Source organism: Paenibacillus antibioticophila (assembly GCF_000455265.1).
Taxonomy (GTDB): domain Bacteria; phylum Bacillota; class Bacilli; order Paenibacillales; family Paenibacillaceae; genus Fontibacillus; species Fontibacillus antibioticophila.
This window is the reverse complement of record NZ_HG005139.1, coordinates 2,996,175-3,012,030: the sequence shown is the minus strand read 5'-3', so window position 1 is coordinate 3,012,030 and position 15,856 is coordinate 2,996,175. Positions and strand designations below refer to the sequence as shown.

Annotated in this window: 11 protein-coding genes and 1 pseudogene; all 12 read left to right on the top strand. The window is 50.6% G+C overall.

The genetic code is table 11. From position 1 onward, the window contains the following. Position 1: 1 nt before the first annotated feature. The 12 genes and pseudogenes from srtB (at position 2) to TX85_RS13645 (ending at position 15,765) form a co-directional block, all read left to right on the top strand. On the top strand, positions 2–811 hold the full coding sequence (gene srtB, locus TX85_RS13700; protein WP_049894931.1) for a class B sortase: 810 nt from the start codon (positions 2–4) through the stop codon (positions 809–811). A 273-nt stretch (positions 812–1,084) separates the two neighbouring features. Further along, positions 1,085–1,592 (top strand): annotated as a pseudogene (locus TX85_RS13695) (type 1 glutamine amidotransferase domain-containing protein). Positions 1,593–1,624: 32 nt separating this feature from the next. Beyond that, a complete protein-coding gene (locus tag TX85_RS13690) occupies positions 1,625–2,089 on the top strand; it encodes a hypothetical protein (protein ID WP_044479656.1) in 465 nt (154 codons plus the stop codon). A gap of 545 nt (positions 2,090–2,634) precedes the next feature. Next, positions 2,635–3,879, top strand: a complete 1,245-nt coding sequence (gene hisS / locus TX85_RS13685; protein WP_044480082.1) for a histidine--tRNA ligase — start codon at positions 2,635–2,637, stop codon at positions 3,877–3,879. Between the two features lie 38 nt (positions 3,880–3,917). Then, positions 3,918–5,693, top strand: coding sequence for an aspartate--tRNA ligase (aspS, locus tag TX85_RS13680; RefSeq protein WP_044479655.1), 1,776 nt, complete (start codon positions 3,918–3,920; stop codon positions 5,691–5,693). A gap of 139 nt (positions 5,694–5,832) precedes the next feature. Continuing rightward, a complete protein-coding gene (locus TX85_RS13675) occupies positions 5,833–6,858 on the top strand; it encodes a LacI family DNA-binding transcriptional regulator (protein WP_071784197.1) in 1,026 nt (341 codons plus the stop codon). Positions 6,859–7,025: 167 nt separating this feature from the next. Beyond that, positions 7,026–8,342: a sugar ABC transporter substrate-binding protein gene (locus TX85_RS13670; protein ID WP_044479653.1), complete on the top strand. Its 1,317-nt coding sequence runs from the start codon at positions 7,026–7,028 to the stop codon at positions 8,340–8,342. Between the two features lie 84 nt (positions 8,343–8,426). Beyond that, entirely contained in the window at positions 8,427–9,737 is a 1,311-nt protein-coding gene (locus tag TX85_RS13665) for a carbohydrate ABC transporter permease (protein WP_044479652.1), read from the top strand. After that, positions 9,734–10,573 carry a sugar ABC transporter permease gene (locus TX85_RS13660; RefSeq protein ID WP_044479651.1) on the top strand — a complete coding sequence of 280 codons (840 nt, stop codon included), beginning with the start codon at positions 9,734–9,736 and terminating at the stop codon, positions 10,571–10,573. The genes TX85_RS13665 and TX85_RS13660 overlap by 4 nt, the downstream gene beginning before the upstream one ends. Before the next feature lie 56 nt (positions 10,574–10,629). Beyond that, complete coding sequence (locus TX85_RS13655; protein WP_233500714.1) at positions 10,630–12,387, top strand: alpha-glycosidase; 1,758 nt, start codon at positions 10,630–10,632, stop codon at positions 12,385–12,387. 33 nt (positions 12,388–12,420) lie between these two features. Further along, positions 12,421–14,895 (top strand): glycoside hydrolase family 31 protein, encoded by a 2,475-nt coding sequence (locus TX85_RS13650; RefSeq protein WP_044479650.1) that lies wholly within the window; start codon positions 12,421–12,423, stop codon positions 14,893–14,895. A 117-nt stretch (positions 14,896–15,012) separates the two neighbouring features. Continuing rightward, a complete protein-coding gene (locus TX85_RS13645; RefSeq protein ID WP_044479649.1) occupies positions 15,013–15,765 on the top strand; it encodes a tRNA threonylcarbamoyladenosine dehydratase in 753 nt (250 codons plus the stop codon). The last annotated feature ends 91 nt before the right edge of the window (positions 15,766–15,856 follow it).

The window sequence follows — 15,856 nt, the reverse complement described above, 5'->3', positions numbered from 1 at the left end:
CATGAGCAGGAACAAAAACAGACATAAAGAAACCGTAAATCGCTCTGCCGGGATTCATAAGCTGCTGCGCATTTTGATGGTCATCTGTTTTCTGGGCCTCCTGTGTTCCGGCTATATCCTTATGGCTGAGCAGCGTGAATATCGTCAAGGGGATGAAGCTTATGCCCTGCTTCGGAACCAGGCAGAAAGTCCATTGACGGTAGAAAAAGACATCATTAATGTTCCTTCAGCGAACGACGTGAATCCGGTAAGAGAGATAGATTTTTCTGCCCTGAAAGAGGTTAATCCGGAGGTCGTAGCTTGGATTTCGTCGGAGGACCAGATCATCGACTATCCAATCGTGCAGGGAACAGATAACGAGTACTATTTGACTCATTTATTTAATGGCAAGAAGAACAAGCTGGGCAGTCTCTTCGTGGATTATCGGACTGCAGGTGATTTCTCGGGGCAGAATACGATCGTTTATGGTCACAATATGAAGGACGGTTCCATGTTCTCATCATTAGGGAAATATAAGGACCAGGAGTATTTTGATAAACATCCTGCCATGCAACTGTCTACCCCGTCTGGGGTATACACGGTGGAGTTTTTTGCCGGAATCGTTGCAGATGGGGACTACGAGTTTATAAGGTACCAATTTCATGATGACCAGGATTTTCTGACCTATATTGATGCATTAAAAAGTGACTCAACCTTTAAGAGCGATGTATCGGTGGCTGCTAATGAACGGATTGTTGCCTTATGTACCTGCTCTTATGAATTCAATAATGCGAGATATGCCTTATTCGGAAAGCTGGTTCAGACCGGATAAGAAACGATCACAATGTGCTTTATACAGCGGTGCTAAGGGATGTTTAAATGTAAGGCGCCAATCTAGAAGGAAATCCTTCTTAGATTGGCGCTTTTTATTTGAATTGATGCATTGATGCTGCTGAAGCTCATCGTCCCTTGCCGCGGGGCAGGAGCATTGTTATAAAAGAGAAGTAAACGGGTAATAACAAGACGAGCACGACTCAAGAAATGGACTCAGGAAATTAGAGAATCTCTAACATACCAAAGGATTGAGTAAGGAGGAAACGGTCAGATGAGCAAAGTTGCGTTTTTACTGGCGGACCAGTTTGAAGACTCCGAAATGCAGGTTCCTTATGAAGAAGTGAAAAAAGCCGGACATGAAGCGGTCATTATCGGGCTGCTGGCAGGACGGAAGGTTCAGGGCAAGCAAGGCAAGGCGGAATATGAAAACGGAGATGGCGATTGCGGATGTGAAGGCTTCGGACTTTGACGCCGTCGTGATTCCCGGGGGCTCATCTCCCGAGGGACTGCGCGGCAGTAAGCCGATCCTGGATTTTGTAACAGAGATGAACCGGGAGGGAAGGACGATTGCGGCAATTTGCCATGGCCCTCAAATTCTGATCAGCGCAGGGCTGCTGGAGGGCAGAACAATCACTTCCTTCACGCCGCTGAAGGACGACATGACCAATGCGGGCGCTACGTTTCGGGATGAAGAGGTTGTTGTCGACGGAAATTTCGTAACCTCGCGTACGCCGAAGGATGAACCGGCGTTTGTCAGAGAATTGCTCAAGAAGCTGTAAACCAAAACTCAGGAACAAGGGAGGTAATAGAGATGGCAAAGCATATTCAGGCCTATTTCAGGAGCGAGGATGATGCAGAGGGGGCAAGAACCAGTCTGCTGACCTTTGAGACGGAGCAGGTGGAAGTCGGTGCATTAGATACCTCGATTGGACGAAACGGCAATTTGTTAGTGCCATTTATGCCAATCAACGGAGGCGTATCCAATGGGGGAGGTACCGCCGGTGTTGCCGGGTTGCCGAGCACGGCTTCGGCACAGGGCGTGATTCCGGTTGTCTCCAGACAAGATTCCGTTAATGAAGAAGGAACGGTCAGGGATGAACTGCCGGATCGGCGGGAGGATGGAGTCATTGATCCGGTGCTGAATGTTGCTTCTTATAGTGATGAAGATTACAGTAACCTGAAATATGTGCTAAGCTTGAAAGCAAAGGATGAGGATTATGAAATGATCATTCACAAGCTGCGAGGCATGGGGGCATTTGTCGAACGTTTAGATTAATTAACATGTTTTTTGTAATGTAACTGTAATATTCGTTTCATCGTTCTTTAACATTGGCTGTTTATAATAACAGCATGACCCCCTTTTAATATATTTAACTTTTGGACCTGTGCCCCGTTGGTACAGGTTTTTTTCTGTTTATCGACATATGGGCTTGACTTTGCCGCTGTACTTGCTTAAAATCATGGAATATACAGTTTGATACTGATTTGATGACGGGACAAAGTACTTCAACCCCACATCCGCAGAGAGGAATCCCATGAGGCTGGAAGGATTCTGGTGATGATTGAAGGAAGGACCTCCCCGAGAACCGACGACGAACAGCTGAAAGAAGCCTGAAAAGCTTCCCTCTCCGGTCCAGTAGACGTTAGGCGCATACGGGCGTTATCCGTTATGAAGCGAATGTTCCCTAAGTGAACATTCGGAATTTGGGTGGTACCGCGGGTGAATGGAATTCCAGACTCTCGCCCCTGTTATTGTTGACAGGGGCGGGAGTTTTTTTAATGTCCAGCATTTGGATGAGCATAGAGGATGGAGGAAAAAATATGGCTTTTCAAAAACCGACCGGAACACAGGACCTGCTGCCGGGAACCGTTGAGAAATGGCAATTCATCGAGGAAAAAGCACGGGATCTGTGCCGCCGGTTTAATTATGGTGAGATCCGGACCCCGATCTTTGAACAGACTTCACTGTTTGAGCGCGGGGTAGGAGAAACTACCGATATTGTCGAGAAGGAAATGTATTCGTTCCAGGATAAAGGAGAGCGATGGATGACCCTTAGACCGGAAGGCACGGCTGGTGTTGTACGGTCCTATGTGGAGAACAAGCTCTACGGAGACCCGGATCTGACCAAGCTATACTATATCGGTCCTATGTTCCGCTACGAGCGGCCCCAAGCCGGACGGCAGCGGCAATTCCATCAATTCGGCGTGGAGGCCTTTGGCGCCACGGATCCGGCCATTGATGCCGAGGTTGTTGCGCTCGGATATCAATATTGCGTAGAGCTGGGACTGAAGGGCGTGAAGGTAGAGATCAATTCCGTAGGCAATCCGGCCAGCCGGGCAGCTTATCGGGATAAACTCTTGGCCTTCTTGCTGCCGATGAAGGACACCTTGTGCAAGGATTGCCAATCCCGGATGGAGCGCAATCCGCTTCGGGTGCTGGATTGCAAGGTAGACCAGGACAAATTCGGCGGCGCTCCGTCGATTCTGGACAGTCTGGATGAGGAGTGCAGCACGCATTTTGCCAAGGTCCAGGAGCTGCTGACCGCGATGGATATTGATTATGTCATCAACCATCGGCTGGTACGGGGCCTTGACTATTACACCCACACCGCGTTTGAGTACAAGGCGGAAGGTATTGGGGCGATCGATACCATTGGCGGCGGCGGACGCTACAATGGACTCGTCGCTGATGTCGGCGGGCCGGATCAGCCAGGCATCGGCATGGCACTCGGACTGGAGCGGATTGCTCTGATTCTGGAGAAGCAGGAAGTCGGACTGACGGCGGCCAAGCCGCTGGACGTCTACTTGATCTCCTTGGGAGAGGCTGCGGATCAGGAAATATCCAAGCTGCTGTTCAAGGTGCGCAAGGCGGGCTATTCCGCAGAAAAGGATTATTTGGGCCGTAAAATGAAGGCGCAGATGAAATCTGCTGACCGGATGCAGGCGAAGTATACCGCCATTTTGGGCGACGATGAGCTGGAGCGCGGGGAAATTGCTCTCAAGTCCATGGAGTCAGGTGAACAGCGGACGATCAAGCTCCATGAGCTGGTTGACGCATTGAAATAACTACTACACTATTTTACGAATGAAAGGATTGTCAACGTATGAAGCGTACTCATCGATGCGGTACACTTAGTCCCGCGAATATTGGAGAAACAGTAACATTGAATGGTTGGGTTCAAACCCGCCGCGACCTGGGGGGCGTTCTGTTCATCGATCTGCGTGACCGCAGCGGGATTGTACAAATTGTCTTCAATCCGGCTTATTCCGGAGAAGCGCTGCAAATCGCGGATAAGGTGCGCAGCGAATACGTACTGGCTGTCAGCGGCACCGTGGTGAAGAGAGATGCGGAGACCGTAAATCCGAACCTGCCGACAGGTGAAATTGAAGTGCGTATTACTGAGATTGAAGTATTGAATGCAGCCAAGACACCTCCGTTCTTCATCGAAGACGGAGTAGAGGTAGATGAATCGCTGCGTTTGAAATACAGGTACCTGGACCTGCGCCGTCCGGAAATGCAAAATACATTGTGGCTTCGCTCCAAAGCAGCTAAAGTGTTCCGAGATTTCCTGGACGGGGAAGGCTTCATTGAGGTGGAAACGCCTATCCTGACCAAGAGCTCGCCGGAAGGCGCGCGGGATTATCTCGTGCCAAGCCGGGTACATCCGGGAGAATTTTTCGCGTTGCCGCAATCTCCGCAGCTGTACAAACAGCTTCTGATGGTCAGCGGGATTGAGCGCTATTATCAGATCGCCCGCTGCTTCCGCGACGAGGATCTTCGTGCGGACCGCCAGCCGGAATTTACGCAGGTCGACATCGAGACTTCGTTCCTGAGCCGGGACGAATTGCTAGAGATGATGGAGCAGCTCGTCGTCCGCTTGTTCCGGGAGACGAAGGGCATTGAGATCGAAACACCGTTCCAGCGTCTGTCTTATGCAGATGCTATGGGTAAATACGGCTCTGACAAGCCGGATCTGCGCTTTGGCCTGGAGCTCGTTAACGTCAGCGACATCGTTGCCGGAAGCGGTGCGAAGGTATTTGCCTCCGTCATTGAGAAAGGCGGAGAGGTGAAGGTGCTGAACGCAAAGGGCTGCGGCACCTGGAGCCGCAAGGACATTGACGACCTTGGACCATATGCTGCCCGTTATGGCGCAAAGGGATTGGCCTGGATTCAGGTGAAGGAAGGCGAATTCCGCGGACCGATCGTGAAGTTCCTTAGCGAGCAAGAGATTGAAGCTTTGAAGACTCGTACCGATGCTGAAGAGGGAGACTTGCTCTTGTTCTCCGCCGACACCAAGAAGGTGGTGGCCGACGTCCTGGGCGCGCTTCGTCTAAAGATTGGCCGCGATCTTGGCCTGATCGACGACAGTGTGTATAAATTCGCTTGGGTCGTTGACTTCCCGCTGCTCGGCTGGGATGAGGATCAAAAACGCTATGTGGCGGAGCATCATCCGTTTACTCGTCCGCGCGAAGAGGACCTGCACCTGTTCGAGAGCGACCCGGGTCAGATTCTTGCGCAAGCCTATGACCTCGTGTTGAACGGCTATGAGGTAGGCGGCGGCTCCATGCGGATCTACAAGCGCGATGTTCAGGAGCAAATGTTCAAGGCCATCGGCTTGAGCCCGGAGGAAGCCCAGGACAAATTCGGCTATTTGCTGGATGCGTTCGATTACGGCACACCGCCGCATGGCGGGATCGCCTTCGGCTTCGACCGTCTGGTCATGCTGCTTGCCGGGCGCTCCAATCTGCGCGAGACGATCGCGTTCCCGAAGACCGCGAGTGCGACAGATCTGCTGATGAACGCTCCTTCCGAGGTAGACACACCGCAGCTTGAGCAGCTTCACATCAAGCTGGCGAAGAAGCCTGGACAAGAGAAATAAGATCGGATCAGCTTTAGCTGCTAATATAATGCCCGCCGTAATCATTTGCTTACGGCGGGCATTCTTGTATTGACAAATGCGGGCATGGATGATTTAATCAATTCAGACAATGATGTAACGTTTAATCAAGAAAGAGACCATGATGACAAATAAAATTTCAATCAAAGACATTGCTAAAATTGCAAACGTATCCATCGCCACCGTATCCAATGTGATCAACGGAACAGGCCGGGTATCGGCGGAAACTGCCGCCAAAGTCAAAAAGGTCATTCAGGAGCTTCAATTTGTCCCGAGTGCCTCGGCGAGAAGCCTCAAGGATAAAAATTCGCATTTGATCGCGATTGTCGTTCCTTTTATCGAAAAGGGGATTCTTCAAGATAATCCGTTCTATTGGGAGCTTGTACGCGGCGTTGAGAGCGGGGCGCGAAATCATGAAGTACAGGTTATTTTGCTCGGGATCAGCGAAGCGGAGGATTTCTCGTTCGTCAAGGGCCGGCATCTGGACGGTCTGATTGTGGTCGGGGTCTACCAGCATTCCGAGGCGTTCCGTAAAATTAAGTCCATCGGTGTTCCTTGTGTATTCTTGGACAGCTATTTATCGGATTCTTCGCTGTATCAGGTCGAGTTGGATGATGAAGCAGGCGGCTATCTGGCGACAAAGCATCTCATTGGACTGGGGCACCGCGATATTGCGGTCCTGACAGGAAAGATGGAGCAAAGCGGGGTTATTTCCTGCCGTTATCAGGGCTACCTGCGCGCATTAAGGGAAGCCGGCATCCCGGACAGTCCTGACTATATTCTCCAGGCGGATTCATCGGTTCACGGCGGATACCAGGCGGCTCAAAAACTCGGTAGCCTCGCAGACAGAATCAGTGCGATTTTTGCGCTATCCGACGTCTCTGCTATGGGCTTGATTCGCGGGTTGCATGATCTCGGTCTTCGGGTACCGGAAGATATCTCGGTCGTCGGCTTTGACGATATTTTTTACACGAAATACATGATCCCTTCCTTAACGACGATTCAGCAAGATATCGTGAATAAAGGGCAGGAAGCCGTCAAAATGCTGCTTGATCAGATTAACGGAACTCAGTCGCCCTTGAAAAAGGTGGTACTGCCGGTAAGCCTTGTAGTTCGACAAAGCACTTCAGCTCCTAAAAAAATATAGTCTGAATCGGCTATATTTTTTTGACTGATGATTAAACGTTTAATCTAAATTTGTACTTCATTAAGGGAGGTGGTTTGAAAGCTTCGAGAATAAAGGTTTCCAGAGCTTTGATGCAATGATTAATGGTTTTATGAAAGCGATTTATTCTGAGAAGGGTGGTTCATTGAATGAAAGTGAAAAAATGGAGTGTTACCTTGTTGGCTGCATTACTGACGTTAAGTATTTCGGCTTGTTCCTCCACTGGGGGCGGCAATACTTCCGGGAAAGGAGACGGGAATTCCCAGGTTGTCGATTCAACCGATTCAAGTACGAACGAGGCGAATTCGGAAGAGCTGCTCCCTGAGGAGGGCGCGAAGCTGATCGTCTGGGACGGCAACGACGGCGTTCCATTCCTGAATGAAATCGCCAAGCAATTTACGGAAGAGTACGGAGTTCCTGTTGAGGTCCAGGAGCAGGGCGCTCCCGAACAAATGCAAAAGATGAAGACCGACGGTCCGGCAGGATTGGCAGCCGACCTCCTGGTTTTGCCTCATGACAATTTAAGTGAAGCGGTCGCTGGCGGATTTGTCCTCCCGAATGATTTCTTCGAGGAGGGGACGAGAGCGGAATTTCAGGAGACAGCGGTCAATGCCGTGACGAAGGATGGAATTCTGTATGGCTATCCGCGAAACATGGAGACTTACGCATTATTCTACAACAAGGATCTCGTTCAAGAGAGCGATCTTGCGAGCTGGGATAACATAATCGCCTTTTCCAAGCATTTTAACGATACAGGCAATAAAAAATACGGATTTATGATGCAACTGAACAATTTCTATTTTGCATATCCGTTCTTCTCCGGTTATAACGCCTACATTTTCGGTGAGAACAACACGAACCCGGCCGATATCGGCTTGAACAGTGCGGGTGCAGTTGAGGGGATGACTTATTTCCAGAACATGCGCGAAATATTGCCAATGGAGGCCGCTGATGCGACTACAGACGTAAAGACGGCATTGTTCCAGGACGGCAAGCTGGCTATCAATCTGGATGGCGTATGGAACATCGGCAACTTCTCTTCGCTTCCGTTCGAGGTAGGCATGGTTCCGCTGCCGGAGTTCCCTAATGGCGAGACTCCGACTACATTTGCCGGCGTCAAATCCTATTACGTAAGCGCATACTCCAAATATCCGAACGCAGCCAAGCTGTTCGCCCGATATGTAACAACGCATGAGGCCTTGATCAAGAACTATGAAATGGCAGGCTTTATCCCGGCAAGAAAAGGAATGGAGAACGAAAAGGTGATTCAGGAGAACCCGATGGTTTCGGGCGCAATCAAGCAATTCGAGCATTCCGTGGCGATGCCTTCGATCTTTGAGATGCAACAGGTATGGTCGCCTATGGCGAATGCCCTGGAGTTGATCTGGAAGGGCGACGACCCGAAGACGACCTTGGATCATGCTGTGAAGAGCATCCAAGAAGGAATCGAAACGCTGCACAGATAACTCTCTGGTCCAGTATTTGACGACGTCATCCATTTCGCAAGGTGGATGACGTTCCATTTTTGCCTCATTGGAGATGATCGTTTAATGATTAAACATCGAAAGACAGCGGCGTTTCTTTCAGTAATCGCTATGGGCTTCGGTCAAATTTATAACCGTCAATATTTAAAAGGAACTTTATTCTTCTTGCTGCATCTAGGCGGAATTGGACTTGCCACGCTTCTGCCGAGGGCGCTCTGGGGCATTGTCACTTTGGGGGAACAGGCGGACCGTCTTGAAAAAGTGGGAAAGGTCTATATGAATATCCGGGGAGATCATTCAATTTTTCTGTTGATTGAAGGCATGATCGTCCTGCTGGCGCTTGCGGTGATCGTCGCTCTTTACATGGCCAATATCCGGGATGCCTACCGTGTAGGCCTTATTCGGGAACAAGGAAGCAAGGCACCGTCATTTAAGGACACCCTTCAACGTCTTGGCGGGGAGAGCTTTCCAAACATGATTATCTCTCTTCCGGTGCTGCTCGTATTGTTTTTTACTGTCATGCCGATTATTTTCATGGTTTTGCTCGCATTTACCAATTATTCCGCGCCTAATTATTTGCCTCCCGCCAAGCTGGTGGATTGGACAGGGCTCCAGGGCTTCAAGGATATATTTACGATCAAGGCGTGGAATCAGACCTTCTTCGGTGTAGCGCTATGGACCTTGATCTGGACCGTATGTGCGACGCTGACCACCTTCTGCGCCGGCTTTGGCGTTGCGCTAATGGTGCAAAGGAAGGGAATCCGTTTCAAAGGCTTTTGGCGGACGCTGTTCATCATTCCTTATGCGATCCCGCAATTCATCTCGCTGCTCATTATGCGCAATATGTTCAATGGAGAATTCGGGCCGATCAATCAGTATTTGGCTTATTTCGGGCTTGGAGGCCTGCCGTGGCTAACAGATCCGTTCTGGGCGAAGGTAACGGTAATTATCGTCAATATCTGGATCGGGTTCCCGCTGACCATGCTGATGATTATCGGGATTTTATCTACGATTTCCCGGGATCTTTATGAGGCAGCCGAAATAGACGGAGCGAGCTCGTTCCAGCAGTTCAGAGCGATCACATTCCCTACGGTTATGTTCTCGTTCGGTCCGCTGCTGGTTATGTCTTTTGCCGGCAACATCAACAACTTTAATCTGATCTACCTGCTGACAAACGGAAACCCTGCCAACTCGTCGTATCAGTCTGCGGGCAGCACTGATATTCTGATCACCTGGCTTTATAAGCTGACCATGGACAGCGGCAAATACAATTATGCATCGATTATCGGTATTTTCATATTCATTCTCGTTGCTTCACTGGCGGTCAGCAATATCCGAAAGACCAAGGCATTCAAGGAGGAGGACTCGTATAAATGAGAAACTCGGCAAAGTCCAGGGGAAGAGTAGGCAATTTCTTTTGTTACATCGGCCTTGCCCTGATCGGAGTCATCTGTATCTATCCCGCCTTGTGGGTCATCATGTCTTCCTTCAGACCGGGAAATGCCTTGTACAGTGATCGGTTGATTCCTTCTACCTTCACGCTTCAGCATTACGTGGATCTGTTCAATACCTATCCATTCGGTCAATGGTTCATCAATACGATTAAAGTCGCGTTTTTTTCGATGATTTTCAGTACGCTCCTGGTGACGATTACGGGATATGTGTTTTCGCGTTTTCGCTTTAAGGGCCGCAAGCAGCTCATGCTCGGACTGCTGGTCATCGGAATGTTTCCCGGATTTATGAGCATGATTGCCGTCTACATTTTGCTGCTTCAGCTGCAACTGTTAAATACGCATCTATCACTGATTCTCGTCTATTCCGCAGGAGCTCCGATGGGCTACTTATATGTCAAAAGCTATTTCGACACCATTCCCCAGAGTCTGGTCGATGCAGCCAAAATCGACGGGGCCGGACACTTGACGGTTTTCAGCCGGATTATGCTGCCGCTCTCAAAGCCGATGATTGTATATGTTGCATTGACTTCGTTCAGCGGAGGCTTTGTTGACTTTATTTTCGCCAACATGGTGCTTAGCACGCCGGAGAAGCAGACACTGGCTGTCGGCTTGTTCAGAATCGTTCAAGGCAAATTCGCCACGGAATTTACGATGTTCGCTGCAGGCTGCGTGCTTGTTGCCGTACCGCTGACGATCATGTTTGTTATGCTGCAACGTTATTTGGTTGAAGGGTTGATGGCAGGTGCGGATAAAGGCTGACCTGCATAGTGGCGACATGAACTATGAACAATGGAATGCAAGAGGGGAGAAACGAGATGAAATTCATGCGAGAGGCCGTCTATCATCGGCCTGTTGATAACTGGTGTTACGGATATGACGGCGGTACCGTCCATGTGAGACTTCGGACAAAAAGGAATGATCCGCTGACGATTGATATCGTATTCGGCGATAAATGCAGACCGTGGGCGGAAATGACAGCAAAGACAATGAGCCTGCTGTCCAGCGACGAATATTTCGATTATTGGCAAGCGGAGTTGACTCCAGCTTATGGCCGCTTGGCTTACGGTTTTCTCTTGAAGGAAGAGAACGAGGAGATCTGGTTCACCGAGCAGGGACTGCATCAACTGCCGCCGACGGAACACCTCGGTTTGTTCGAATTGCCGTATCTGCATCCGAGTGATACGCACCAGCCCCCGGCCTGGGTTAAGGAGGCTGTGTTTTATCAGATTTTTCCCGAGCGCTTCGCCAACGGAGACCCCGGCAATGATCCTGAAAATGTGTTGGAATGGGGCGGGGCTCCCGAATACTTCAATTTCTTCGGAGGCGATCTGAAGGGCGTTCTGGAGAAATTGGACCATCTGAGCGAGTTGGGGGTTAGCGCTATTTATTTCACGCCGTTATTCGAGGCGCCAAGCAATCATAAATACGATACTGCGGATTATTTCAGAATCGATCCTCATTTCGGGACGAAGGAAGATTTGCGCAAGCTGGTCGATGCCTGTCATGAACGGGGAATTCGGGTCCTGCTTGACGGGGTGTTCAATCATAGCGGAATTACCTTCCCGCCATTCCAGGATGTTGTGGCCAAGGGCAAGGAATCCCGGTACTTCGACTGGTTTCATATCAAGGAATGGCCGCTCGAGGTCAAGGATGAAATCCCTACTTACAAAACGTTTGCCTTCGAACACACGATGCCGAAGCTGAACACGTCGAATCCGGAGGTCCGGAATTACTTCGTCCGGCTTGGCCGCTACTGGATTCAGGAGACCGGGATCGACGGCTGGCGGCTTGATGTTGCCAACGAGACGGATCTGGAGCTGTGGCGGGAATTTCGTAAAGGTGTAAAAGAGATAAAGCCGGACGCCTATATTCTTGGGGAGGTATGGCATGACGGAATGAAATGGCTGAGAGGCGACCAGTTCGACGGCGTGATGAACTATCCGGTATCCCGTGCGATTCTTGATTTCTTTGTCTTCGGACATTTGGATGCGCATATCTTCTCCTCCCGGATCGGGCATTACCTGGCAAGGTACCCGCAGCAGGCAAACGAGGCTTGCTTCAATCATCTGGACACGCATGATACCGTCCGGCTGTTGACGCTCTGCAAGGGCGACAAAGGCAAGATGAAGCAGGCGATATTATTTCAATTTATGTATGTGGGAGCGCCCAGCATTTATTACGGCGATGAGATCGGACTCGCCGGGGATTTTGATCCGGACAACCGCCGCTGCATGATTTGGGAGTCTCATAAGCAAGACCGCGAGCTATACGATTTCTATCGCGCGTTGATCCGGTTGCGTAGACAGTATAAGGCGCTGACTTCGGGAAGCTTGACATTCCGCGTTGCCGAGCCAGGCAGCTCTGTGATTGCGTTCGAACGCTGCTTATACAAGGAGGTGCTGCTGATCGTCATGAATGCAGGTGAGGAAGCAGCCAGAACGAGCGTGCCTGCCGCAAGCGGGGTTTGGATCGATTTGCTGACGGAGGAACAGCATGTGGTAAGCGGCGGCACGCTCACGGAGGAATTACGACCTCGCCAATTCCGGGTTTGGGCTCCATTGGACCAAACTTGACTACGAGACAGAGAGAGGAGAGCTTACGTAGCCATGCAAACAAGTGAGAGCATTCATCCCGACCAGTTAGAGCAATCAACGAAGGAGGCATTCCATGGACTTGGCCCCGTTATTTATGCGGAACAGAAAGAGCATGCGGTTAAAATCCGCGGAGAACACGGCAATATGGCGGTTCGGGGAGCAGGACCGGGGATAATCCGGATCACATACGCGCTGCATGAAGATGCTGCAGTATTGCTGCCAACGCCGGCCGTATTGCCTGCAGACAGTCTTGCACTTGCAGGGTGGGAGCTTAAGGAGCAAGTAGACAGCCTGGAGCTTCGAAGCCAGGGATTTATAGTTATAGTCGACAAGCGCACGATGAGCGTATCGGTCACGGATGGGCACCATTCCGAATGCGGCAGCTACAAGATGTCCAGATCTGGATCACGGATGCAATGCCGGACAGCTATGCCGGAAGACGCCGCCGTATACGGGCTGGGCGAGACGACAGGATTTTTGAACAAACGCGGTGAAAAATACACCATGTGGAATTCGGATATTTTTGATCCGCATGTTCCGGACACGGAGTCGCTGTATCAATCGATTCCGGTGCTCATCCAGCACTCGAAATCGGGGACATTCGGCGTATTCATAGATGAGCCAGGAAAATTGGTCGTCGATATGCGTGAGGACCGGGACCAGGTCATGCTGGAGACCTTTCACGGGAAGATGGATCTGTACATTCTTCCAGGTCCAGGCATCAAGGAGGTAGTTGCGGCGTATGCGAGGCTTACCGGTGTGATGGAGCTGCCGCCCTTATGGTCATTAGGATATCAGCAGTCCAGATTCAGTTATATGAATCAGGAAGAAGTGCTCGGGCTTGCAGCCGCATTCCGGGAGAAGCGGATTCCGTGCGACGTAATTTATCTGGACATTCATTATATGGACGAATACAAAATATTTACCTTTGATCCCGTCCGGTTTCCCAATCCGAAGCAAATGATAGCGGAATTGAAAACAATGGGCTTCCGCATCGTTCCGGTCGTTGACCCTGGGGTCAAGATTGACGCAGGCTATAGCGTATATGAGCAGGGAAGCGCTGAAGGGTATTTTTGCCGGAAGCCTGACGGCGAGCTTTTTACAGGCGATGTATGGCCCGGCGCCAGCGTGTTCCCTGATTTTACGGAGGAGACGACCAGGCAGTGGTGGGGCCGTCTTCATCAATTTTATGTGGAGCACGGGATCAGCGGTATCTGGAATGATATGAATGAGCCTAGCGTATTTAACAGTCCCTCTAAGACGCTTGATCCAGATGTCGTTCATCGGAACGGCGGACAAGAGAAGCCGCATGAAGAGCTTCATAATTTGTACGGTTTGCTGATGTGTGAAGCGACCAGGAACGGGCTCGCCCGGCTCCTGGACGGAGAGAGGCCGTTCGTGTTGACCCGGGCAGGCTATGCGGGTATTCAGCGCTATGCCGCTGTATGGACCGGCGACAACCGCAGCTATTGGGAGCATATGGAGATGTTCATGGCGATGGGAATGAATTTGGGCTTGTCGGGCGTAGCCTTTTGCGGAGCGGATATCGGCGGCTTTATGCACCATACCTCCGGGGAACTGTTGGCAAGATGGACCCAATTAGGGGCGTTCACCCCCTTTTTCAGAAATCATAGCGCAATTGAGACCCGCAACCAGGAGCCTTGGCATTTTGGCGAAGAGATTGAAGCGATCTGTCGAAAATATATTGAATTGAGGTACCGTTTGCTCCCTTACATCTATTCTTTATTCCGGGCATCGACGCAAGACGGGCTGCCGATCATGTCTCCGCTGGTGTTGCATCACCCCTTGGATCAGCGGGTGAAAAATTTATCCGATCAATACCTGTTCGGCACTCATTTGTTGGTTGCTCCGATCTGCCGGCCAGGCAGAGAGCATCGGGTTGTGTACTTACCGGAAGGGGTCTGGTTCGACTATTGGACCGGAGAACGGCATGCAGGCGGGCAAAATGTCGTAGCCTATGCTCCACTGGATACACTGCCGCTATACGTCAAGTCGGGGGCAGTATTGCCCATGATTCCTGGATCGCAGCACACCGGGACGGCGGAGTGGCAAAGTTTGAATATTCACCTGTACGGGCTGGGAGCTGGAACGGATTGTCCGGGACAGGAGCCGATTACTGGCGAATTCACCCTCTATGAGGACGACGGGATCAGCGATGCCTATACGCGGGGCATAAGCCGGAGTCTGCAAATCTTCTTTGAAGAAGGGGAGCGTTGCATGTCTATAAGCTGCCGTTATGCAGACAACAATCGGACCTTATATTCCGTTCAGGATGAGCCGTTGCTGTTCACCATCCATCATATCCGGTTCATTCCGACCGAAATTCATGGAATTTCGCAAGTTCCTGGCTTATGTGATCTTGAGCATCGGCATTCGGGATGGTATTATGACAAACAGGACAATCATCTGTACATCAAGTGCATCGTTACGGAGGAAGCCGGGAAAGACATTTACGTCAAGGGTTAGTTTCTTTGGGGTGAATGAAGTTCTGCACACCCTCTTTAAGCTGTAGGGAACAGATGGTGCCGAACCATGACGGGTGTATCCGGAAGGATAGGCTTGACTTAGCTGGGAGGATAAAGAATGCTTCATCAATTTTCACGGACCGAGCTTGCTATTGGAGAAGAAGGGCTCGAAATTCTGAAGAACAGCACAGTAGCCGTTCTCGGCGTCGGCGGTGTCGGAGCAATGGCTGTGGAAGGACTGGCACGTACGGGCATCGGCCGCATCATTATGATCGATAAGGATGCTGTTGATATTACTAACATCAATCGTCAGATCCATGCCTTGACGACTACAATCGGACAGAAGAAAGCCGATCTGATGTGCGAGCGGGTTAAGCTGATCAATCCGGAATGCGAGACGATCGCACTCAATATGTTCTATACGGAAGAAACCTATGAGGAGCTGTTCAAATACGACATCGATTACATTTTGGACGCCTCGGATACGATTATTTACAAGATTCATCTCATTAAGGAATGCCGCAAGCGGAACATTCCGGTTCTGTCGAGCATGGGAGCCGCGAACAAGCTGGATCCGACCAAATTTCAGGTGGCCGACATTTCCAAGACGCATATGGACCCGATGGCCCGCGTCATCCGTACGAAGCTGCGCGAGGACGGGATCAAGAAGGGCGTAAAGGTGGTATTCTCAACCGAGCCGCCAGTACGACCGCGTAAGGATGTTACGGAGAAAATTGTGTCTCCCGAGGCCAAAATCCGTAAAGCCAAGCAGCCGCCGGCAAGCAATTCATTCGTTCCTCCGGTAGTGGGCCTGATCATGGTCAGTGTGGCGGTACGTGAATTACTGGAAGCAGGCGGAGTCAAATTGTAATCACCAAAAGGTGCAGCCTCGGTCGTTAGACCGGGCTGCGCTTTTTGTGTTCGCAGGCATCCGGAGCTGTATTCGCTTTTTCAAATAACGA